At 74.5% G+C, this 22240-nt stretch carries 7 protein-coding genes; 5 read left to right on the top strand and 2 right to left on the bottom strand.

The genetic code is table 11. From position 1 onward, the window contains the following. Positions 1–15 precede the first annotated feature (15 nt). Entirely contained in the window at positions 16–411 is a 396-nt protein-coding gene (locus F4559_RS18135) for a YybH family protein (protein WP_184670241.1), read from the bottom strand. Between the two features lie 209 nt (positions 412–620). Between F4559_RS18135 and F4559_RS18130 the strand changes: the two genes are divergently transcribed. Further along, the gene (locus F4559_RS18130; RefSeq protein ID WP_221447273.1) at positions 621–1844 is read left to right on the top strand and encodes a cytochrome P450 family protein; all 1224 of its coding nucleotides are present in this window, start codon (positions 621–623) and stop codon (positions 1842–1844) included. After that, positions 1844–2065, top strand: a complete 222-nt coding sequence (locus F4559_RS18125; protein ID WP_184670239.1) for a ferredoxin — start codon at positions 1844–1846, stop codon at positions 2063–2065. Before F4559_RS18130 ends, F4559_RS18125 begins: the two co-directional genes overlap by 1 nt. Positions 2066–2135: 70 nt before the next feature. Here the strand turns inward: F4559_RS18125 and F4559_RS18120 are convergent, their stop codons facing one another. Then, the gene (locus F4559_RS18120; RefSeq protein WP_184670237.1) at positions 2136–2726 is read right to left on the bottom strand and encodes a hypothetical protein; all 591 of its coding nucleotides are present in this window, start codon (positions 2724–2726) and stop codon (positions 2136–2138) included. 195 nt (positions 2727–2921) lie between these two features. Here F4559_RS18120 and F4559_RS18115 point away from each other — a divergent pair, with 195 nt between their 5' ends. The 3 genes from F4559_RS18115 (at position 2922) to F4559_RS35995 (ending at position 22231) form a co-directional block, all read left to right on the top strand. After that, positions 2922–3851 (top strand): helix-turn-helix domain-containing protein, encoded by a 930-nt coding sequence (locus F4559_RS18115; protein ID WP_221448158.1) that lies wholly within the window; start codon positions 2922–2924, stop codon positions 3849–3851. 148 nt (positions 3852–3999) lie between these two features. Then, positions 4000–17220 (top strand): type I polyketide synthase, encoded by a 13221-nt coding sequence (locus F4559_RS18110; protein ID WP_184670233.1) that lies wholly within the window; start codon positions 4000–4002, stop codon positions 17218–17220. 4 nt (positions 17221–17224) lie between these two features. Beyond that, positions 17225–22231 carry a type I polyketide synthase gene (locus F4559_RS35995; RefSeq protein WP_184670231.1) on the top strand — a complete coding sequence of 1669 codons (5007 nt, stop codon included), beginning with the start codon at positions 17225–17227 and terminating at the stop codon, positions 22229–22231. Positions 22232–22240: the final 9 nt, after the last annotated feature.

Below are 22240 nucleotides of genomic sequence, written 5' to 3'. Positions count from 1 at the left end.
GTGGTGGTGATGGGATTACTTCTCTTCGCCGAACGGGTCGTCGATGGCGTACCGCCACTTGCCGTCCTCGCCCAGGCGCAGGACGTCCACGCCGACACCCTCCAGGTGCTCGACGACGCCCTCCTCGTTGGTGGCCTCCATCGTCCAGTCGACGATCAGCAGCGCGGTGTCGCCGGTGACGAAGGCGTGCCGGGTCTTGGCCTCCATCGACGCGCCGCGGGTGATCGCCTCCTCGACGTTGCGGCGGTGGGCCTCACCGGTCAGCGGCTGACCCGGCTCCCACACGGCCACCGCGTCCTCGGTGTACAGGGCGTGCACCCACTCGACGTTTCCCGAATTGAATGCGCGGACATACAATTCGGTTTGCTTCGTGGCGTCGTCGGTGAGTTCGAATTCCTGCAAGCTGGTCATGTGCTCGTCCCGTCCCGTCTCCTCGTGCCGGCGCTTCGCCTCGCGCCCAGCCTCTGGGCGGGGTGTCACCGGATGTTCCACACCCCGGTAATCGGAGGCTCACGACGTGCGTCGATGACCGGGCGGTGACCGGTCCCTGGGCGTGGTGTGGACGAATCGACCTAGCGTCGGGCGCGACTTCGGAGAAATAAATTCCAAGGAGACGTTCGATGGTTGCTCCGGCATTGTCACCGCCGTTGTTCGGCCCGGACTACTACCAGAACCCGTACCCGGCGTTCGACTGGCTCCGGATTCACTCGCCGGTGCACGAGTTCCGCTTTCCGGCGGGCGACGTGCCGACGTTCTTCGTCAGCCGGTTCGCCGACGTGAAGGCACTGCTGGCCGACAACCGGTTCAGCACCGCGGGCGCCTCGTGGGCCAACGACGCGGCGCGGGCGGCGGGCCTGGTGTTCGGCGAGGGCACCGTCGTCGAGTCGATCGTCACCGTGCTCGACCCGCCCGACCATACGCGCGTGCGCAAGCTCGCCATGGGCGCGTTCACCCCGCGCCGCATCGCGCAGTGGCAGGAGACCGTCGAGCGCATCACCGAGCGGGCGCTGGACCGGCTGGCCGAGTCCGGCGAGGCCGACATCATGAAGTTCGCCGCCACGATCCCGGCCGAGGTGCTCGGCGAGGTGCTCGGCCTGTCGCTGGAGAAGTTCCAGGAGGTCCTGCACGCGATCGACCGCGCGTTCAGCACGGACCCGGACCTGGAGGACGACCGCAAGCGGGCGTTCAACGAGGTCGGCGAGTACGGCCGCGAGCTGATCGCGGACAAGCGCCGCAACCCCGGCGAGGACCTCACGTCCACGTTCATCGCCGCGCGCGACGGCGACGACCGGTTCGGCGAACCCGAGCTGCTGGCCATGATCTCGGTGATGATCATGGCCGGGCTGGACACCACCCGCGGCGTCATCGGCTCGGCGTCGCTGGCCCTGATCGACTTCCCCGACCAGCTCAAGCTGCTCCAGGACAACCCGGAGCTGGCGCCGGGCGCGGTCGAGGAGTTCCTGCGCTACGAGGGCGCGCTGAGCACCACGTTGTTCCGGTTCGCCAAGGAGGACGCCGAGTTCAACGGCGTGTTCATCCCGAAGGGCTCGCCGGTGCTGGCGTCGTCGCTGTCGGCCAACCGCGACCCCGAGCAGTTCGAGGCGCCCGACCGGCTGGACATCACCCGGACCGGCGTGCGGCACCTGGGCTTCGGGCACGGGCTGCACAACTGCCTGGGCGCGGCGCTGGCCCGGCTGGAGGTCGGCACGTCCGTCCCCGCGCTGTTCCGCCGGTTCCCGCAGCTGCGCCTGTCGGTGCCGCGCGAGGACGTGCGGTGGGTGGAGAGCTGGCTGGTGCGCTCGCCCGCGGCCCTCCCGGTGGAACTCGGCCCGGCGGCGTCGTGATGGCGGCCTCGGTGACGCGGGCGCACCTCGCGGTCGACAAGGCCGAGTGCCAGGGCGCGGGACTGTGCCACGCCCTGGCCCCGGAGCTGTTCCGGCTCGACCCGCAGGGTTTCGGCGAGGCGGTGGTGTCCGATCTCGACGACCCGGACGACATCGAGGCGGCGGACTCCGTGGTCGGCGGCTGCCCGGCGGCGGCCGTGCTGCTGACCTACCTCGACTGAGGCGGTCGGCGCGAGAAGAAGGGCCCGACCACCACCGCGGTCGGGCCCTTCTCGTCGTTCAGCGGATCTCCTAGCGGACCTCGCCGTACCACTGCCAACGCTCACGCGGGAACTGCGCGTGGCCGGGCAGGGCGATGCGACCGCAGCCCCACAGCAGGGCCAGGCCCGCCGGCTGGTCGGTGGGCGCGTTCGGGAACAGGCGCTCGACGACCTGCGCGGCCAGGTCGTCCGGCGGCGTCCAGTCCAGGTTGAGGGTGCGGGTCAGGTCGTGGGCGTGCACCAGCATCTCCACGGCGCCCATCGCGCTGAAGCCGGCCGCGTCGGACGTGCCCCACGAGTGGTAAGCGCGCACCTCCGGACCGGTGACCCGCAGCGTGTGCGACAGCAGCGTGGACGCGATCTTGATGGACTCGAAGCGCTCCGGGATGGACGCGTTGCGGTCGTTGCCGGTGCGCAGCGCGATGTACCGGGGCGTGTCCGGCCGGGCGATGAGGAGTCCCGCGTAGCCCGTCACGGCGAGCGTGATGTGGTCGAGCAGCTGCCACGCGGTCCACGCCGTGTCACCGGCTTGGCGGGACCAGTCCTGGTCTACGCCTTTGTCGAGTACGCCGATGATCTCGTCGGCAACGGCGGTGGGCAGGTCTGGCCAGGGAATCGTCACGATCCGGAGGTCCTTCTTCAGGTACGACGCGCGCGCACGCGCGCAGACAGGCGATTTCCGCCCAGCGTGCCGGGTGCGCCGATGCGGTGCAATCCACCTCGGTGCCACGCGTCGATCGTTTCCTGCCATACGATTCCGGTCATGGGACCCGGTTCGGTGGCGGTGGCGGTGCTGGACCACACCGACATCCCGTTGATGGACCTTTACGAGCTGTCGATCGCGTGCGCCGTCTTCGGTGTGCCGCAGCCGGAATTGGCGCCGCGGTGGTACGACTTCCGGCTTTGCGTCGAGGATCCCGGCGCCAGGGCTTCGGGCAGTGGCTTCGGGGTGCGCAGCGAATTCGGCTTCGACGACCTCGCCGGTGCGGACACGGTGATCGTGCCGTCGGTGCCGGACGAGTGCGTCGAGGGCGGTCGCGGGATCCCGCCGCGACTGGTCGAGGCGTTGCGCCGGGCACACGAAGCCGGGGCGCGGGTCGTGTCGCTGTGCAACGGCGCGTTCGCGCTCGCCGAGGCCGGACTGCTCGACGGGCGGCGGGCCACCGCGCACTGGCTGCACACCGACGTGCTGGCGGCCCGGTACCCGGAGGTCGACGTGGACCCGGACGTGCTCTACGTGGACGAGGGCAGCGTGCTGACCGGCGCCGGGGTCAGCGCGGGCCTGGACGTCTGCCTGCACATCGTCCGGAACGACCTCGGCGCGCACGTGGCCGACCAGCTCGCCCGACGGCTGGTCGTGCACGCGCACCGGGCGGGCGCCCAGGCCCAGGTCGTGGCGCGCACCGTGCCGGCCGACGTCGCGGACCCCCTGGGACCGGCGTTGCAGTGGGCGATCGGCAACCTGGACCGGCCGTTGACGGTCGAGGACATGGCCCGGCGGGCCGGGATGAGCACCCGGACCTACTTCCGGCGGGTCCAGTCGGCCACCGGGACCACGCCGCTGCGGTGGTTGTTGGACCAGCGGCTGTCCCGCGTCCAGGCGTTGCTGGAGACCACGGACCTGCCGATCGAGGTGATCAGCCACCGTAGCGGGCTGGGCACGGCGGCGAACCTGCGCCGGTTGTTCACCCGCCGGTTCCTGCTGTCCCCCCGGGACTACCGCCGGGAGTTCCGCGCCTCGGGATGATCTTGTGCTCCCTTGTGGAGCCCGCCCGTCGCGGACACCGGGTTTTCCCGGCGGGTGGCGGGTTACCGGACCGTGACTGCCCTGTGGAACCCCCTCGCGAGACTCGCCGAAGCGGTGAACGTCGAGGCGAGGAAGGCGGTCTGGCGGCATGGCAGACGACATGGGGGGCGGCTACGCCGACGCCGTCGCGATCATCGGCATGGCGGTCCGCGCTCCGGGCGCGGACGGGCTCGCCGGGTTCTGGGACGTGGTGCGCGCGGGTGTCGGCACGATCACCGAGGCGCCGGCCGGCCGGGGCGGCGCGCGGTGGGGCGGGTTCCTCGACGCGCCAGGGGAGTTCGACGCCGGGTTCTTCGGCATCTCGCCCCGTGAGGCGGCCGTCATGGACCCGCAGCAGCGGCTCGTGCTGGAGGCGGCCTGGACGGCGCTGGAGGACGCGGGCGTCGTGCCCGCCGACCTGGTGGACAGCCGCACCGGCGTGTTCGTCGGCACCCTGCGCGACGACTACGCCCAACTGACCTACCGGCAGGGCGCGAACGCCGTCACCCAGCACACCATGACGGGGCTGAGCCGAGGGCTGATCGCCAACCGCCTGTCCTACTTCCTCGGCGTGCGCGGTGCGAGCCTCGCCGTCGACACCGCGCAGTCGTCGTCGTTGGTGGCCGTCCACCTCGCGGCCGAGAGCGTGCGGTCCGGCGAGTCCACTGTGGCCCTCGCGGCGGGCGTGAACCTCAACCTGCTGTCCGAAGCAGGGCTGGCGGGGGAGCGGTTCGGCGCGCTCTCGCCCGACGGGCGCTGCTACACGTTCGACGCGCGCGCCAACGGGTTCGTGCGCGGTGAAGGTGTCGGCGTCGTGGTGCTCAAGCCGTTGGCCGCGGCGCTGGCCGACGGCGACCGGGTGCACGCGGTGATCCTCGGCAGCGCGGTCAACAGCGACGGCCCGACCCCGGGCCTGACCGTGCCCGGCCGGGACGCGCAGGAAGCCGTGCTGCGCGCCGCCTACCGCCGGGCCGGCGTCGAACCGGACGAGGTGCAGTACGTCGAGCTGCACGGCACGGGCACGCCGGTGGGCGACCCGATCGAGGCGGCGGCGCTGGGCGCGGTGTTCGGCGACCGGGCCGACCGGCTGCACGTCGGGTCGGTCAAGACCAACATCGGCCACCTGGAGGGCGCGGCGGGCATCGTCGGCCTGATCAAGACCGCGTTGGGCATCCGGCACCGGGAACTGCCGCCGAGCCTGAACTTCGCGACGCCGAACCCGGCGATCCCGTTGGACGAGCTGAACCTGACCGTGCGCACGGAGCACGGCGCGTGGCCGCACCCGGACCGCTTGCTGGTCGCGGGTGTCAGCTCGTTCGGCATGGGCGGCGCCAACGTGCACGTGGTGCTGGCCGAGCCCCCGGCCGCCGCTGCCGCGACCCGGACCGGCGGCTCAGACGCCGCCGAGGCGACGGCCGACACTTCCCCCGTGGCCGTCACGTCCGCGATCGAGGCGGCGGACGCACCCGAGGTGGCGCTCACCGCCGAGGGCGGTGTCGGAACCGGCGCACCGGCCGTTCCCCTGGTCGTCTCGGGGCGGAGTGCGGAGGCGTTGCGGGCGCAGGCATCCGCGCTCAAGGACTTCGTGGCGGCCGACCCGTCGTTGACCCCGGCGGACGTCGGCCGGTCGTTGGTGACCACGCGCACGACGTTCGAGCACCGCGGCGTCGTCGTCGCGGCCGACCACGACACCCTCGTGGCCGGTCTCGACGCACTGGCCGCCGGGCGCGGCGTCACCGAGGTCGTCGAGGAATCCCCGCTGGGCTTCGTGTTCACCGGGCAGGGCGCGCAACGCGTCGGCATGGGACTCGCGCTCTCCGAGGCGTTCGAGGTCTACGCCGCCGCGTACGACGAAGTGTGCGCCCACTTCGACGCGTCGGTACGCCACGCGATCGACACCGGCGAAGGCCTGGACGAGACCGTGAACACGCAGCCCGCGCTGTTCGCCGTCGAGGTCGCGCTGTTCCGGCTGCTGGAATCGTGGGGCGTGCGCCCGGACTTCGTGGCCGGTCACTCCATCGGCGAACTGGCCGCCGCGCACGTCGCGGGCGTGCTGTCGCTCGCGGACGCGTGCACGGTGGTGGCCGCGCGCGGCCGGCTCATGCAGGACCTGCCGTCCGGCGGCGCGATGCTGGCGGTCGAGGCGACCGAGGACGAGGTCGCGCCGCTGCTGTCCGACCGCGTGGCGCTCGCCGCCGTCAACGGGCCGCGCGCGGTCGTGCTGTCCGGCGACGAGGACGCGGTGCTCGCCGCACAGTCCACAATGGAGGGTCGGCGCACCCGTCGGCTGACCGTGGGCAAGGCGTTCCACTCCCCGCACATGGACCCGATGCTGGACGACTTCCGCGCGGTGTTCGCCGGGGTGACCCTGAACCCGCCGACGGTGACCCCGGTGTCCACGGTCACCGGCGCGGTCACCGACCGCTGGACCGATCCCGAGTACTGGGTCGCGCAGGTGCGCGAACCGGTCAGGTTCCACCAGGCCGCGCTGACGCTGGTCGACCTCGGCGTGCGCACGGTGCTGGAACTGGGCCCGGACGGCGTGCTCTCCGCGCTCATGGGCGGCGTCGGCGCGAAGGCGATCCCCCTGCTGCGCAAGGGCAAGGACGAACCGCACACTGCCCGGCTGGCGCTCGGGCAGGCGTTCGCGCGGGGCGTGGACGTCGACTGGAGCACGTTCCACGCGGGTGCGCGCCGGGTCGAGCTGCCCACCTACGCGTTCCAGCGCGAACACCACTGGATCGCCGAGGCCGGGCACGTGCCCGACCGACCGGCGGCGCCGGCCGTGCCCCGGCCCCGGCCGGCCCGGGACGAGAACGTCGCAGACCTGGTCACCGGCCAGATCGCGGCCGTGCTCGACTACCCGGCCCACCGGACGGTCGAGGCGCGGCTGCCGTTCAAGGACCTGGGTTTCGACTCGCTGCTGAGCGTCGAGCTGCGCGACCGGCTCGCGCGGGCGCTCGGCCGTGAGCTGCCCAGCGGCCTGCTGTTCGACTACCCGACCCCCGCCGCGCTGATCGCCCACCTGTCCGACGGCGAGACCGTCGAGGACGACGCGGGCGTGTCGTTCGCCGACGAACCGATCGCGATCGTCGGCATGGCCTGCCGCTACCCCGGCGGCGTCGCCTCGCCCGAGGACCTCTGGCGGTTGGTCGGCGAGGGCGGCGACGCGATCTCGGCATTCCCCGTCGACCGGGGCTGGGCCGAGGACCTGTTCGACGCCGACCCGGAGCGGTCGGGCCGCAGCTACGTGCGCGAAGGCGGGTTCCTGCCCGACGTGGGCCGGTTCGACGCCGGGTTCTTCGGCATCTCGCCGCGCGAGGCGACGGCGATGGACCCGCAGCAGCGCGTGCTGCTGGAGACCGCCTGGGAAGCCGTGGAACGCGCGGGCCTGGACCCGTCGTCGCTGGCGGGCACGCGGACCGGCGTGTTCGTCGGCGCGACCGTCGGCGACTACGGCCCCCGCATGCACGAGGCGCCCGACAGCGTCGAGGGCCACGTGCTGACCGGCGCGGCGCCCAGCGTCATGTCCGGGCGCATCGCCTACCAGCTCGGCCTGCTCGGACCCGCGATCACGGTCGACACGGCGTGCTCGTCGTCGCTGGTCGCCCTGCACCTCGCGGTCCAGTCGCTGCGCCAGGGCGAGTCGTCGCTGGCCATCGCCGGCGGCGTGACCGTGATGGCCACGCCCGGCATGTTCCTGGAGTTCTCCCGCCAGCACGGCCTGGCCGCCGACGCGCGGTGCAAGTCGTTCTCCGCCGACGCCGACGGCACGGCCTGGTCCGAGGGCGTCGGCCTGCTGGTCGTGGAACGCCTGTCCGACGCCCGCCGCAACGGCCACCGCGTGCTCGCGGTCGTGCGGGGCAGCGCGGTGAACCAGGACGGCGCGTCCAACGGCCTCACCGCGCCCAACGGCCCGTCCCAGCGGCGGGTGATCCGGCAGGCGCTGGCGAACGCGGGCCTGGCCCCGACCGACGTCGACGTGGTCGAGGCGCACGGCACCGGCACCTCCCTGGGTGACCCGATCGAGGCGGAAGCCCTGCTCGCCACCTACGGCCAGGACCGCGACCGGCCGCTGCTGCTGGGGTCGCTCAAGTCGAACATCGGCCACGCCCAGGCGGCGGCCGGTGTGGGCGGCGTGATCAAGATGGTGCAGGCCATGCGGCACGGCGTGGTCCCGCGCACCCTGCACGTCGCCGAGCCCACGCCGAAGGTGGCGTGGTCGTCGGGCAAGGTCGAACTCGTCACCGAGGACACCCCGTGGCCGGGCGACGGCACGCGGCGGGCGGCGGTGTCGTCGTTCGGCATCAGCGGCACCAACGCGCACGTCGTGGTGGAGCAGGGCGACCCCGAGCCGGTGCCGAGCGCCGGCACGCCGTCGGTGGAGCGGACCGACCCGGCACTTCCCGCGTCGGGCAGTGCCGATGCGTCGAGTGGTGCCGTGATGTCCTTTGTGGATGGTGGTGACCCGTCCTCGGTCGAGGGGACCGGCGCGGTGCCGTGGTTTTTGTCCGCCGCCGACGAGCGCGGTCTGCGCGAACTCGCCGCGCGGGTGCGTGACCAGGTGCCCGCCGACGCGCGACCCGAGGACGTCGGCTTCTCCCTGGCCACCACGAGGGCCGCGTTGCCGCACCGGGCCGCGGTCGTCGGCCCCGACCACGCGGCCGGGCTGACCGCGCTGGCCGAAGGGCGCACCGCGCCGACCGTCCTCACCGGTTCGCCGACGGCGGGCCGCACCGCCTTCCTGTTCACCGGACAGGGCGCGCAGCGCAACGGCATGGGCCGCGAACTGTACGAGGCGCACGAGGTGTTCCGCCGCGCGCTGGACGAGGTCGCCGAGGCGCTCGACCCCTACCTGGCCACGCCGCTGCTCGACGTCATGTTCGGCGACGGCGACGAGGTCCACCGCACCGAGTTCGCCCAGCCCGCCCTGTTCGCCTACGAGGTGGCGCTGTTCCGGCTCGCCGGGCACCACGGAGTCGTGCCCGACCTGCTCGCCGGCCACTCGGTCGGCGAGATCGCCGCCGCGCACGTCGCGGGCGTGGTGGACCTGCACGACGCGGCCCGCCTGGTCGCCGCGCGCGGCCGGCTCATGCAGTCCGCCCGCGCGGGTGGCGCGATGGTCGCTATCGAGGCGACCGAGGACGAGGTCGACCTCGCGCCCGGCGTGTCGCTGGCCGCCGTCAACGGTCCGACCTCGGTGGTGCTGGCGGGCGACCACGACGCCGTGCACGCGCTCGCCGAGGACTGGCGGGCGCGCGGACGCCGCGTCCGCGCCCTGAAGGTCAGCCACGCCTTCCACTCCGCGCACATGGACGGGATCCTCGACGAGTTCGGCGCGATCGCCGCGACGATGGACCTGCGCGACCCCGTGATCCCGGTCGTGTCGACGCTCACCGGCGAACCGGCCGACCTGACCGACCCCGGGCACTGGGTGCGGCAGTTGCGCGGCACGGTCCGCTTCGGCGCCGCCGTCACGGAACTGGCCCGGCGGGGTGCCCGGCTGTTCGTCGAGATCGGACCGGACGCCGTGCTCACCGCCCTGGCCGCCGAGGCGGGCGAGGACACCAGGGCCGTCGCGCTCAGCCGCGCGGGGAAGTCCGAAGTGGACGGTTTCGCGGCCGGGCTGGCGGCGGCGGCCGTCGCCGGGGCGACCGTCGACCCGGCCGTGCTCTACCCCGACGCCCGTCGGGTCGACCTGCCGACCTACCCGTTCGGCGGTGCGCGGCACTGGATCGGCGGTCAGTCCGCGTCCGGTGCGCGTGACGCGGGCGTGGACCCGGCGGGCCACCCGCTGCTGGGCGCCGTGGTCGACCTGGCCGACCGGGGCGAGGTCGTGCTGACCGGCAGCGTGTCCGCCAGGACCCACCCGTGGCTGGCCGACCACCGGGTCGGCGGCGTCGTCCTGCTGCCCGCCACGGCGTTCCTGGACTTCGCGGTCGCCGCGGGCGACCGGGTCGGCGCGGACCACGTGGCCGACCTCGTCCTGGAGGCGCCGCTGGTGCTGCCCGAGCGCGGCGCGGTCCGCGTGCAGGTCGCGGTGGCCGCACCGGACGCCAACGACGTGCGGTCGTTCACGATCCACTCGCGCACCGACGGCGGGTGGACCCGGCACGCCTCGGGCTACCTCGCGCCGGGCGGCGGCAGCGGTGAGCCGATCGGGGAGTGGCCGCCCGCCGGTGCCGAGGCGGTGTCCGTCGACGACCTCTACCCGCGCCTCGCCGACCTCGGCTACGACTACGGCCCGGTGTTCCAGGGCGTGCGCGCCCTGTGGCGGGCGGGCGACGAGGTGTTCGCCGAGGTCGCGCTGCCCGACGAGCAGCACGCGGCGGCCGGCCGGTTCGGCCTGCACCCGGCCCTGCTGGACGCCGTGCTGCACCCGGTCGTGCTCGACGCCGCCGACCCGGCCAAGCCGGGCGAGATCCGACTGCCGTTCTCGTGGCAGGGGTTCACCCTGCAAGCCTCGGGCGCGACCGGCCTGCGGGTCCGGGTCTCGCCTGCGGGCCCGGACTCGGTGAGCCTGACGGTGGCCGACCCGACCGGTGCGCCCGTCGCCACGCTGGAGACGCTGTCGTTGCGTGCCGTAGCCAAGGACAAGCTCGGCGGCGCGCGCACGGACACCCTGCACGCCTTGGACTGGCCGGAGATCACCACGACGTCCGGCGACCCGGACGTCGAGGTCGTCCGACTGTCCTCTTCGGACGGTCACACGCCGGAGAAGGCGCGTGAAGCGACCAAGGACGTGCTCGACCTCGTGCGGCGGCGCCTGGCCGACGACGACGCCCGCACGCTCGCCCTCGTCACCACGCGGGCGGTCGCCCTGCCCGGCGAGGACGTGCTCGACCTGACCCACGCCCCGGTGTGGGGCCTGGCGCGGACGGTGCAGTCCGAGCACCCCGGCCGGGTCGTGCTGGTGGACGTCGACTCGGCGGACGCGGACGTCACCGCCGCGCTGGCCACCGGCGAGCCGCAGGTGGCCGTGCGCGACGGGAAGGTCCGTGCGCCCCGGCTGGCCCGGGTCGCGGCGGCCGACCGCACGGTCCGGCTCGACCCCGACGGCACCGTGCTCGTCACCGGCGGCACGGCCGGTCTCGGCGCGCTGTTCGCCCGGCACCTGGTGACCGCGCACGGCAGCCGGCACCTGCTGCTGGCCAGCCGGCGCGGCGACGCCGCCCCCGGCGTCGCGGACCTGGTCGCCGAGCTGACCGAGGCGGGCGCGTCCGTGTCGGTCGCGGCCGTGGACGTCGGCGACCGCGACGCCGTCGCCGGACTGCTGGCGTCGGTGCCCGCCGACCGGCCGCTGACCGCGATCGTGCACGCGGCGGGCGTGCTGGACGACGGCACGGTGGAGACGCTGACCCCCGAGCAGGTGGACACCGTGCTGCGGCCCAAGGTCGACGCCGCGTGGCACCTGCACGAGTTGGCCGGTGACAAGCTGGCCGCGTTCGTGCTGTTCTCCTCGGTGTCCGGCGTGGCGGGCATGGCCGGCCAGGCCAACTACGCCGCCGCGAACACCTACCTCGACGCGCTCGCCGCCCACCGCCGGGCCCACGGCCTGGCCGCGACCTCGCTCGCGTGGGGCCTGTGGGACGGCACGGTCGGCATGGGCGGCACGCTGGCCGCCGCCGACCTGGCCCGCTGGTCGCGGCTGGGCGTCGTGCCGATCACCCCGGCCGTCGGTGTCCGGCTGTTCGACGCGGCGCTGTCGGCCGCGGCCCAGGTCGTGCTCGCCGAACTGGAACCGGGCCGGATCGCGGGCGACCCGCCCGCCGTCCTGCGCGGCCTGGTCACCGGGCGCGGACAGCGCCGGGCGGCGGCGTCGGGCTCCGGGTCGTCGTGGGCGACGACCACCGCCGGGCTGCCCGCCGACCAGCGACCGGCCGCGGTGCTGACCCTGGTGCGCGGCCTGGTCGCGAGCGCCCTGGGCCACGCGTCGGCCGACGACGTCGACCCGGCCCGCGCGTTCAAGGACCTGGGCTTCGACTCGCTGGCGGGCGTGGAACTGCGCAACCGGCTCGCGGCCGAGACCGGCCTGCGCCTCACGGCGACGGCCGTGTTCGACCACCCGTCCCCGCTGGCACTGGCCGAGCACCTGACCGGCCTGGTGTCGGACAAGGGGACCGGCGCGGTCACCGTGAAGGCGACCCGCGCGGCCACCGACGAGCCGATCGCGATCGTGGGCATGGCCTGCCGCTACCCCGGCGGCGTTCGATCGCCGGAGGACCTGTGGCGGCTGGTGGCCGACGGCGTGGACGCGGTCAGCGGTTTCCCGGTCAACCGGGGCTGGGACGTCGAGGGCCTGTACCACCCCGACCCCGAGCACCTCGGCACGTCCTACACCCGGGAGGGCGGCTTCCTGCACGACGCCGACCTGTTCGACCGGGAGTTCTTCGGCATCTCGCCGCGCGAGGCGACCGCGACCGACCCGCAGCAGCGGCTGCTGCTGGAGACCGCGTGGGAGACGTTCGAGAACGCGGCGATCGACCCGGCGACCCTGCGCGGCAGCAACACCGGCGTGTTCGTCGGCGTGATGTACGACGACTACGCGTCCCGGCTGGCCGCTGTGCCCGACGAGTACGAGGGCTTCCTGCTGGCGGGCAACACCTCCAGCGTGATCTCCGGCCGGCTGGCCTACGTCTACGGGTTGCAGGGGCCGGCCGTCACGGTCGACACCGCGTGCTCCTCCTCGCTGGTGGCCCTGCACCTGGCCGCGCAGGCGCTGCGGTCCGGGGAGAGCGACCTGGTGCTGGCGGGCGGCGTCACGGTCATGGCCGGGCCGTCCACGTTCGTCGAGTTCAGCCGCCAGCGCGGCCTGTCGCCCGACGGCCGGTGCAAGTCGTTCTCGGCGTCGGCCAACGGCACCGGCTGGTCCGAGGGCGTCGGTCTGCTGCTCGTCGAACGCCTGTCCGACGCGCAGCGCAACGGGCACCCCGTGCTGGCCGTGCTGCGCGGCAGCGCGGTCAACTCCGACGGTGCGTCCAACGGCCTCACCGCGCCCAACGGCCCCGCGCAGGAGCGGGTCATCCTGCAGGCCCTGGCCAACGCCGGTCTGCGACCGTCCGATGTGGACGCCGTCGAGGCGCACGGCACCGGCACGACGCTGGGCGACCCGATCGAGGCGCAGGCGCTGCTGGCCACCTACGGCGGCGAGCGGGCCGAGCCGCTGTGGCTGGGGTCGCTGAAGTCCAACATCGGCCACGCCCAGGCGGCGGCCGGCGTCGGCGGCGTGATCAAGGTGATCGAGTCGATCCGGCACGGCGTGCTGCCCCGGACGCTGCACGTGGACGAGCCGTCGCCGCACGTGGACTGGGAGTCGGGCGCGGTCTCGCTGCTGACCGACGCGCGGGACTGGCCCGCGGTCGACCGGCCGCGCCGCGCGGCGGTGTCGTCGTTCGGCATCAGCGGCACCAACGCGCACGTGATCATCGAGCAGCCGCCCGCGCCGCGCCCGGAACCGGCGCGCACGGGCTCGCCGGTGGGCGCGTCGGCCTGGCCGGTCTCGGCCAAGGACGAGGACTCCCTGCGGGCACAGGCCCGACGCCTGCTCGACTTCCTCGCCGAGGCACCGGACCGGGACCCGGCCGACGTCGCGTTCTCGCTCGCCGCCAAGCCCGCGCTCGACGTGCGGGCCGTCGTGGTCGGCGCGGACCCGCTGCCGGGCCTGGCCGCGCTCGCTGACGGTGGACCGCACCCGTCGGTGGTGCGCGGCGGTGGCGGTCGGCGGGGCAAGGTCGCGTTCCTGTTCCCCGGCCAGGGCAGCCAACGCCTGGGCATGGGCCGGGAGCTGCACGCGTCGTCCCCGGTGTTCGCCGCCGCGCTGGACGAGGTGTGCGCGCACCTGGACCCGCTGCTGGACCTGCCGCTCAAGGACGTGCTGTTCGCACCGCCGGACTCGGCGAACTCCGCGCTGCTGGACCAGACCGCGTACACCCAGACCGCGCTGTTCGCCGTCGAGGTGGCGTTGTTCCGCCTGGTCGAGTCGCTCGGCGTCACGCCGGACTTCCTGCTCGGCCACTCGGTCGGCGAGGTCGTGGCCGCGCACGTGGCCGGTGTGCTCGACCTCGCGGACGCGTCCGCCCTGGTCGCCGCGCGCGGCCGGTTGATGCAGGCCGCGCGGGAGAACGGCGCGATGGTCGCGCTGGAGGCCGCGGAGGACGAGACCCGCGAGTCGATCGCCGGGTACGGCGACGCCGTCGCGGTCGCGGGCCTGAACGGGCCGCGCTCGACGGTCGTCTCCGGCGACCTGGACGTGATCGCCGAGGTCGAGGCCGAGTGGCGGCGGCGCGGTCGCAAGACCAAGCGGCTGCCGGTGAGCCACGCGTTCCACTCGCCGCACATGGACGAGGTGCTCGACGAGTTCCGCGTGGCGATCGCCGGGCTGGACTTCCGGTCGCCGCGCGTGCCGGTCGTGTCGAACGTGACCGGCGGGTTGGCCGACGACCGGGTGCTCGCGCCCGACTACTGGGCCCGGCACATCCGCGAGGCGGTGCGGTTCGTGGACGGCGTGCGGCTGCTGGCCGCCGAGGGTGTCACCGAGTGGCTTGAGCTGGGACCCGACGGCGTGCTGACCGCGTTGGCGCAGCAGGCGGTCGAGGTCGGCTCGGCCGCGCCCGCGCTGCGCACCGGGCGGTCCGAACCGGAGACCGTGCTCGCCGCGCTCGCCGGGCTCGCGACCCGGGGCGTGCCGGTCGACTGGCGTGCGCTGTCCCCGCAGGCGCGGCGGATTGACCTGCCGACCTACGCGTTCCGGCGCGGGCGCTACTGGCTGGACGAGCCCGCCGGCGTCGGCGACGCCGCCGCGTTCGGACTGGGCGCGACCGGCCACCCGCTGCTGGGCGCGGCGGTCGAGCTGGCGGGCGACGGCGGCGTGGTGCTGACCGGTCGCCTGTCGCCCCGGTCGCATCCGTGGCTGCTCGACCACCGCGTGGCGGGCGAGGCGCTGGTGCCGGGCACGGCGTTCCTGGAACTGGCCGCGCGGGCGGCCGAACAGGTCGGCTGCGACCTCGTCGAGGACCTGACCGTGTCCGCGCCGCTCTTCCTGCGCGGCGAGGTCCAGGTGCAGGTCACCGTCGCGGCACCGGGCGAGGACGGCCGGCGGGCGCTGGCCGTGCACTCCCGGTCCGGCACGGGCTCGTGGGTGCCCAACGCCACCGGCGTCGTCGGTTCCGGCGGCGACGTCGGCGAAGACCTGACGGCGTGGCCGCCGGCGGGCGAGGAGATCGACCTCGCCGGTGTCTACGACCGACTCGCCGAGCGGCAGTACCAGTACGGACCCGTGTTCCAGGGCCTGCGGCGGGTGTGGCGGGCCGAGGACGCGGTGTACGCGGAGGTCTCGTCGCCCGTCGACACCGCCGGATTCCTGCTGCACCCGGCCCTGCTCGACGCCGCCCTGCACACCGTGCTGCCGGGCGTGGTCACGCAGGACGCGCCGGCCGTGCTGCCGTTCGCGTGGTCCGGTGCCCGGGTGCACGCGTCCGGCGCGGGCGCGCTGCGGGTCAGGCTGACGACCGGCGACCGCGTGTCGCTGACGGTCGCCGACGCGACCGGCGCACCGGTGGCCACAGTGGACGAACTCGTGCTGCGGCCGTTGACCGGCGAAGCGCTGCGCGACGTCGTCGAGGGGCTGCACGCCGTGCGGTGGGTGCCCGTCGCGGTGTCGTCGGCCGACGGCGGCCCGGTCGAGTACCTCACCGTGCCGCAGCCGGCCGGCGACCGCCCCGAGGCCGTGCGCGCGGTGATCGCGGCCGTGCTGGCGGACGTGCGGACGTGGCTCGCGGACGAGCGGTCCGCCGGGTCGAAGCTGGTCGTGCTGATCGAGGACGCGGCCGACGAGGACCCGTTCGTGGCCGGTGTGCGGGGCTTGTTGCGCTCGGCGATCACCGAACACCCGGGTCGGCTCGCGATCGTCGACGTGGACGCCGGGTCGCGTGACCTGGTGGCCGCGGCGGTCGCGACCGGCGAGCCCCAGCTCCGCATCCGCGAGGGCCGGGTGACCGCGCCGAGGCTGGCGAGCGTCACCGCGCCGGCCGGTGCGGCGGACGCCGCCCGGTTCGGCGACGGGACCGTGGTCGTCACGGGTGCGAGCGGCGCGCTCGGCGCGATCGCGGCCCGGCACCTGGTCACCGTGCACGGCGTGCGGGACCTGCTGCTGCTGAGCCGGCGCGGGATCGACGCGCCGGGCGCGGCGGAGCTGCGGGACGAACTGGTCGCGCTGGGTGCCGCCGTGGACGTGGCCGCGGTCGACGTGGCCGACCGGGACGGCCTGGCCGCCGTGTTCGCCGGCCGCCGGGTGACCGGTGTCGTGCACACGGCGGGCGTGCTGGACGACGGCGTGCTCGCGGGCCTGACGCCCGACCGGCTCGACAAGGTGTTGCGGCCCAAGGTCGACGGCGCCTGGAACCTGCACGAGCTGGCCGGTGACGTGTCGGCGTTCGTCCTGTACTCGTCGGTCGCGGGCCTGCTCGGCACGGCCGGCCAGGCGAACTACGCGGCGGGCAACGCGTTCCTGGACGCGTTGGCCGGGCACCGCCGGTCCCTCGGACTGGCGGCGACCTCGCTGGCCTGGGGCCTGTGGGCGCAGGAGGGCGCGCTGGGCGGGCACCTCGCCGATGTGGACGTCCGGCGGCTGGCCCGGTCCGGTCTGCGCCCGCTCGACCCGGCCGACGCGATGCGGCTGTTCGACGTCGCGCTCGGCCTGGACGACGCCGTGCTCGCCGTGACGCACCTGGACCTGTCGGGTCTGGCCGACCGGGACGACGTGCCCGGCGTGCTGCGCGGTCTGGTGCGGACGCCCGTGCGGCGTCGTGCCGCCGAGTCCGCCGTCGTGCCCGAGGACCTGGGCTCCCGGCTGGCGTCGCTGCCCGCCGCGGAACGCCGACGGGTGCTCGTGGACCTGATCCGGGCGCAGGTCGCCGCGGTGCTCGGGCACGGCGACCCGGCGGGCGTGGACGCCGACCGGGCGTTCACCGAGCTGGGCTTCGACTCGCTGACCGCGATGGAGCTGCGCAACCAGCTCAACGCGGCCACCGGGCTGCGCCTGGCCGCGACGCTGGTGTTCGACCACCCGACGCCCGCCGCCCTGGCCACCTACGTCGAGGAGCACGTGGCCGCCTCGGCACCCGACCCGCTGGCCGCCGAACTCGACCGACTGGAACGGGCACTGCGCTCGGCACCGCTCGACGAGCGCGCGGCGGCGCGGCTGCGCGCCCTGCTGGACACGCACGAGGCGGCCCACGACGGACCCGCCGACCGCGAAGACCTGGAGGCCGCGTCCGACGAGGAGCTGTTCGCCCTCGTCGACGACCTGGACTCCACCGGACCCTGGAGCTGATGACGTGGCAGACGAGGACAAACTCCGCGACTACCTGAAGCGGGCCATCGCCGACGCGCGCGACGCCCGGCGTCGGCTCAAGGAAGTCGAGGACAGCGCGCACGAACCGGTCGCGATCGTGGGCATGGCGTGCCGCTACCCGGGTGGGGTCTCCTCGCCGGAGGACCTGTGGCGGCTGGTCGTCGACGGCGTGGACGCGGTGTCGGACTTCCCGGACAACCGGGGCTGGGCGGCGGACCTGTACGACACCGACCCCGACAGCGTCGGCAAGTCCTACTCGCGGCGCGGCGGTTTCCTGCACGACGCGGACCAGTTCGACCCCGGTTTCTTCGGCATGTCCCCGCGTGAGGCGCTCGCCGTCGACCCGCAGCAGCGGCTGCTGCTGGAGACCGCGTGGGAGGCGTTCGAACGGGCCGGTGTCGACCCGCGTTCGGTGCGGGGCAGCCGCACGGGCCTGTTCACCGGTGTGATGTACAACGACTACGGGTCCCGCGCGCACCTGCCCGGCCGTGACTTCGAGGGCTACCTGTTCAGCGGCAGCGCGGGCAGCGTGGCCTCGGGCCGCATCGCCTACGCGCTGGGCCTGGAGGGTCCGGCGGTCACCGTCGACACGGCATGCTCGTCTTCGCTGGTGGCCCTGCACCTCGCGGTGACCGCGCTGCAACGCGGCGAGTGCGACCTGGCCCTGGCCGGCGGCGCGACGATCATGTCCACGCCGGTGGCGTTCGTGGAGTTCTCGCGGCTGCGCGGCCTGGCGCCGGACGGCCGGTGCAAGTCGTTCGCCGCCTCGGCCGACGGCACGGGCTGGTCCGAGGGTGTCGGCCTGCTGCTGGTGGAGCGGTTGTCCGACGCGGTCCGCAACGGGCACCAGGTGCTCGCGGTGGTCCGGGGCAGCGCGGTGAACCAGGACGGCGCGTCCAACGGCCTGACCGCGCCCAACGGACCCGCCCAGGAACGCGTCATCCGCCAGGCACTGGCCCGCGCCCGACTGTCCACTTCGGACGTCGACGTGGTCGAGGCGCACGGCACCGGCACCACGCTGGGCGACCCGATCGAGGCCAACGCGCTGCTCGCGACCTACGGCCGCGACCGTGCGGGCGAGCCGCTGTGGCTGGGGTCGTTGAAGTCCAACATCGGCCACTCACAGGCGGCGGCCGGTGTCGGCGGTGTGATCAAGATGGTGCAGGCCATGCGGCACGGCCTGCTGCCCCGGACGTTGCACGCCGACGAGCCGTCCCCGCACGTGGACTGGGAGTCGGGCGCGGTCTCGCTGCTGACCGACGCGCGGGCCTGGCCCGAGGTGGACCGGCCCCGGCGGGCGGCGGTGTCGTCGTTCGGCTTCGGCGGCACCAACGCGCACGTCGTCCTCGAACAGGCACCGCCCGCGCCGGAGCGCGAGGTGTCGGCCGAGCCCGAGGTCGTGCCCTGGGTGCTGTCGGCGGCGTCCGCCGAGGCGTTGCGGGACCTGGCCGCCCGCCTGGCGGACGTGGCCGGGTCGCCCGCCGACGTCGGCTCCGCGCTGGCCACCGGCCGGGCCGCCCTGGACCACCGCGCGGTCGTCGTCGGCACGGACCGGGAGTCGCTGCTGCGGGGTGTGGCCTCGGTCGCCGCGGGCACGCCCGCGGCGGAAGTCGCGTCGGGTGTCGCCGCGTCGGGTGGACTCGCGTTCCTGTTCACCGGCCAGGGTTCGCAGCGGGTCGGCATGGGCTCGGAACTGGCGGCGGCGTTCCCCTTGTTCGGCGAGGTTTTCGAGGACGTGTGCTCGCGCTTCGGCGTCGGCGGCGCCTCGCTGCTGTCGGTGGTGCGGTCGGGGGAGAACCTCGACCTGACGGGCTTCGCGCAACCCGCCCTGTTCGCGCTGGAAGTCGCGTTGTTCCGGTTGGTGGAGTCGTGGGGTGTGCGGCCGGATGTCGTGGTGGGGCACTCGATCGGCGAGTTGGCCGCCGCGCATGTGGCCGGGGTGTTGTCGCTTGAGGACGCGTGCCGGATCGTGGAGGCACGCGGTCGGTTGATGCAGGCCCTGCCTTCGGGCGGGGCGATGGTGGCGGTGCGGGCTTCGGAGGACGAGGTTCTGCCGTTGTTGGCGGGTCGTTCGGACGTGGGGTTGGCGGCCGTGAACGGGCCGGAGTCCGTCGTGTTGTCCGGCGCCGAGGACACCGTGGACGAGGTCGCGGGCCTGTTGGCCGCGTCGGGGCGGAAGACCCGGCGGTTGGTGGTGAGCCATGCGTTCCACTCGTCGCTGATGGACCCGATGCTGGAGGAGTTCCGCGAGGTCGTGCGCGACGTGCGGTTCGCGGAGCCGGTGATCCCGTACGTGTCGACGGTGGGCGAGGGTCTGTCGTGGACGTCGCCGGACTACTGGGTGGACCAGGTGCGGCAGCCGGTCCGCTTCCACGACGCGGCCACCCGACTGGTCGGCCAGGGCGTCACCAAGGCCCTCGAACTCGGGCCGAACGCCGTCCTCGCCGCGTTGCTGCCCGAGGACGTGACCGCCGCGCCGCTGCTGCGCGCCGACCGGCCCGAGCCGACCACCGCCGTGACCGCGCTCGCCCGGCTGCACGCCGCGGGCGTCGCCGTGGACTGGCACGCCTACTTCGGCGACCGCCACCGGGTGGAGCTGCCGACCTACGCCTTCCAGCGCCGCCGCTACTGGCTCGACCCGGCCACGTCCGGGCACGGGCACCCGCTGCTGGGCGAGCCGGTGGCCGTGGCGCGGAGCGGCGAGGTGCTGTTCACCAGTCGCGTGACCGCCGACCGGCTGCCGTGGCTGCCCGAACCGTTCGGCACGCCCGTGCTGCCCGGCGCGGCCCTGGTGGAGACGGTGCTGCGCGCGGGCGAGGAACTCGGCGCACCGGCCCTGGCCGAGCTGACCGTGCACGCGCCCGTCGCGTTGACCGGCCCGGTGCGGCTGCAGGTGCGGGTGGGCGCGGCGGACGGCGACGGCCGTGCGGTGACCGTCCACGCCCGGCCCGACGAGGACCGTGCCGAGTGGACGTTGCATGCCAGTGGAACGCTTGTCTCCCAAGAAAAAACGGCCGATGCGGTATCGGGTCCGCGCGAGGAGTACGCGGTCGACGCCGACGACGCCGCGCGCTACGGCCTGCACCCGGCCCTGCTCGCCGCCGCGCTGGACGAGGGCGACCGGCTCGCGCACGTGTGGCAGGACGTCCGGCTGCACGCGACCGGCGCGTCGGCGGTGTGGGCGACCACGACCCCGGCCGGTGGACTGGAACTGGTCGACGCCGCCGGGGCACCCGTGGCCAGCGTCGGCTCAGTCGGGTTCCGGGCCGTCGAACCCACCGAGGTCAAGGCTTCCCCGCCACTGCACGAGATCCGGTGGACCGCGCTGCCCGCCGACGTCGCCGAGCACACCCTCACGTGGGCGTCGATCGACGACCCGGCCGGTGCGGACGTCGTCGTCGCCGACCTCCGGTCGGTCACCGACGACGTCGTCACGTCGGTCCACGAGGCGACCGCCGCCGCCCTCGACCTGGTCCGCCGGTGGGCGGCCCGGGACGACGGCAGCCGGCTCGTCGTGCTCACGCGGGCCGACGACCTCGCGGGCGCCGCCGTCACCGGCCTGCTCCGCTCGGTCCGGTCGGAGAACCCGGGCCGGGTGTCCACGGTCGCCCTCGGCGACGGCGAGATCCCGGTCGACGTGATCGCCCACCTCGTCGCGGCCGACGAGCCCGAGGCCGAGATCCGGTCCGGCGTCGCGCACGTGCCCAGGCTGGAACGGCTCACCGGCACCCCGACCGGCCACGACGGCTGGACCGGCCCGGTGTTGATCACCGGCACCGGCGCTCTCGCCACGACCGTGGCCCACCACCTGGTCACCGCGCACGGCGTCACCGACCTGCTGCTGGTGAGCCGGCGCGGGATCGACGCGCCGGGCGCGGCGGAGCTGCGGGACGACCTGGTCGCGCTGGGCGCGACCGTGCGGGTCGAGGCGTGCGACGTCGCCGACCGGGACGCGCTCGCGGCGGTGCTCGCGGGCACCTCGCTGTCGGCCGTCGTGCACACGGCGGGCGTGCTGGACAACGGTCTCGCACCCACCCTGACCGCCGACCGGCTGGCAGCCGTGCTGCGGCCCAAGGTCGACGGCGCCTGGAACCTGCACGAACTCGTCGGCGACGTGAAGGCGTTCGTGCTGTTCTCGTCGGTCGTCGGCATCCTCGGCGGACCGGGGCAGGCCAACTACGCGGCGGCCAACGCCTTCCTCGACGCCCTGGCCGGCCACCGCGCCGCCGCCGGGCTGCCCGCGACGTCGATCGCGTGGGGCCTGTGGGCACACGAGGCGGGCATCAACGCCCACCTCGACGAGGTCGCCCGCAACCGGTTCGTCCGGGACGGCTTCCGGCCCGTCGCGATCGAGGAGGGCCTGGCGCTGCTGGACGCCACGCTCGCGAGCGGTCGGCCCGCCGTGGCCGCCACCCCGTTGGCCGCCCGGCCCCGGGCGACCCGCCGGGCCGCCTCGACCGGGACCGTCGCGGACTTCCCGTCCCGGCTCGCGGCGCTGGACCCGGCCGCGCGCGGGAAGGTCGTGCTGGACCTCGTACGCACCGAGGCCGCCGCCGTGCTCGGCTTCCCCGACGCCGCCTCGGTGCCCGCCGACCGGCCGTTCCAGGAACTGGGCTTCGACTCGCTGACCGCCGTCGACCTGCGCAACCGGCTCGGCGCGGCCACCGGCGTCCCGCTGCCGGCCACGGCCGTCTTCGACCACCCGACGTCGAACGGGCTGGCCGCGTTCGTGCTCGGCGTCGTGGCACCGGCCGGGAAATCGCCCGTGCTCGCCGAGCTGGACAACCTGGAGGCGGCCCTGGCCGACGCCGCCCGGCAGCACGACGACAAGGAGCACGCCGAGATCGCCGCACGGCTGCGCACGCTGCTCGTGCGCCTGACAGGCGTACCGGACGAACCCGACGACGAGCCGTCCGACGTGATCGCCTCGGCCACCGCCGACGAGATCTTCGACTTCATCGACAACCAGCTCGGCCGCGCGTCGAGCTGACCACCGGGA

The organism is Saccharothrix violaceirubra (genome assembly GCF_014203755.1).
GTDB lineage: Bacteria > Actinomycetota > Actinomycetes > Mycobacteriales > Pseudonocardiaceae > Actinosynnema > Actinosynnema violaceirubrum.
Note: the sequence above shows the minus strand (reverse complement) of the source record. Positions and strands in the feature narration are given on the sequence as shown.

Coding starts and splice junctions, on each gene's coding strand:
- F4559_RS18135 (WP_184670241.1), bottom strand. CDS start 411: ATGACCAGCTTGCAGGAATTCGAACTCACCGACGACGCCACGAAGCAA.
- F4559_RS18130 (WP_221447273.1), top strand. CDS start 621: ATGGTTGCTCCGGCATTGTCACCGCCGTTGTTCGGCCCGGACTACTAC.
- F4559_RS18125 (WP_184670239.1), top strand. CDS start 1,844: ATGGCGGCCTCGGTGACGCGGGCGCACCTCGCGGTCGACAAGGCCGAG.
- F4559_RS18115 (WP_221448158.1), top strand. CDS start 2,922: ATGGACCTTTACGAGCTGTCGATCGCGTGCGCCGTCTTCGGTGTGCCG.
- F4559_RS18110 (WP_184670233.1), top strand. CDS start 4,000: ATGGCAGACGACATGGGGGGCGGCTACGCCGACGCCGTCGCGATCATC.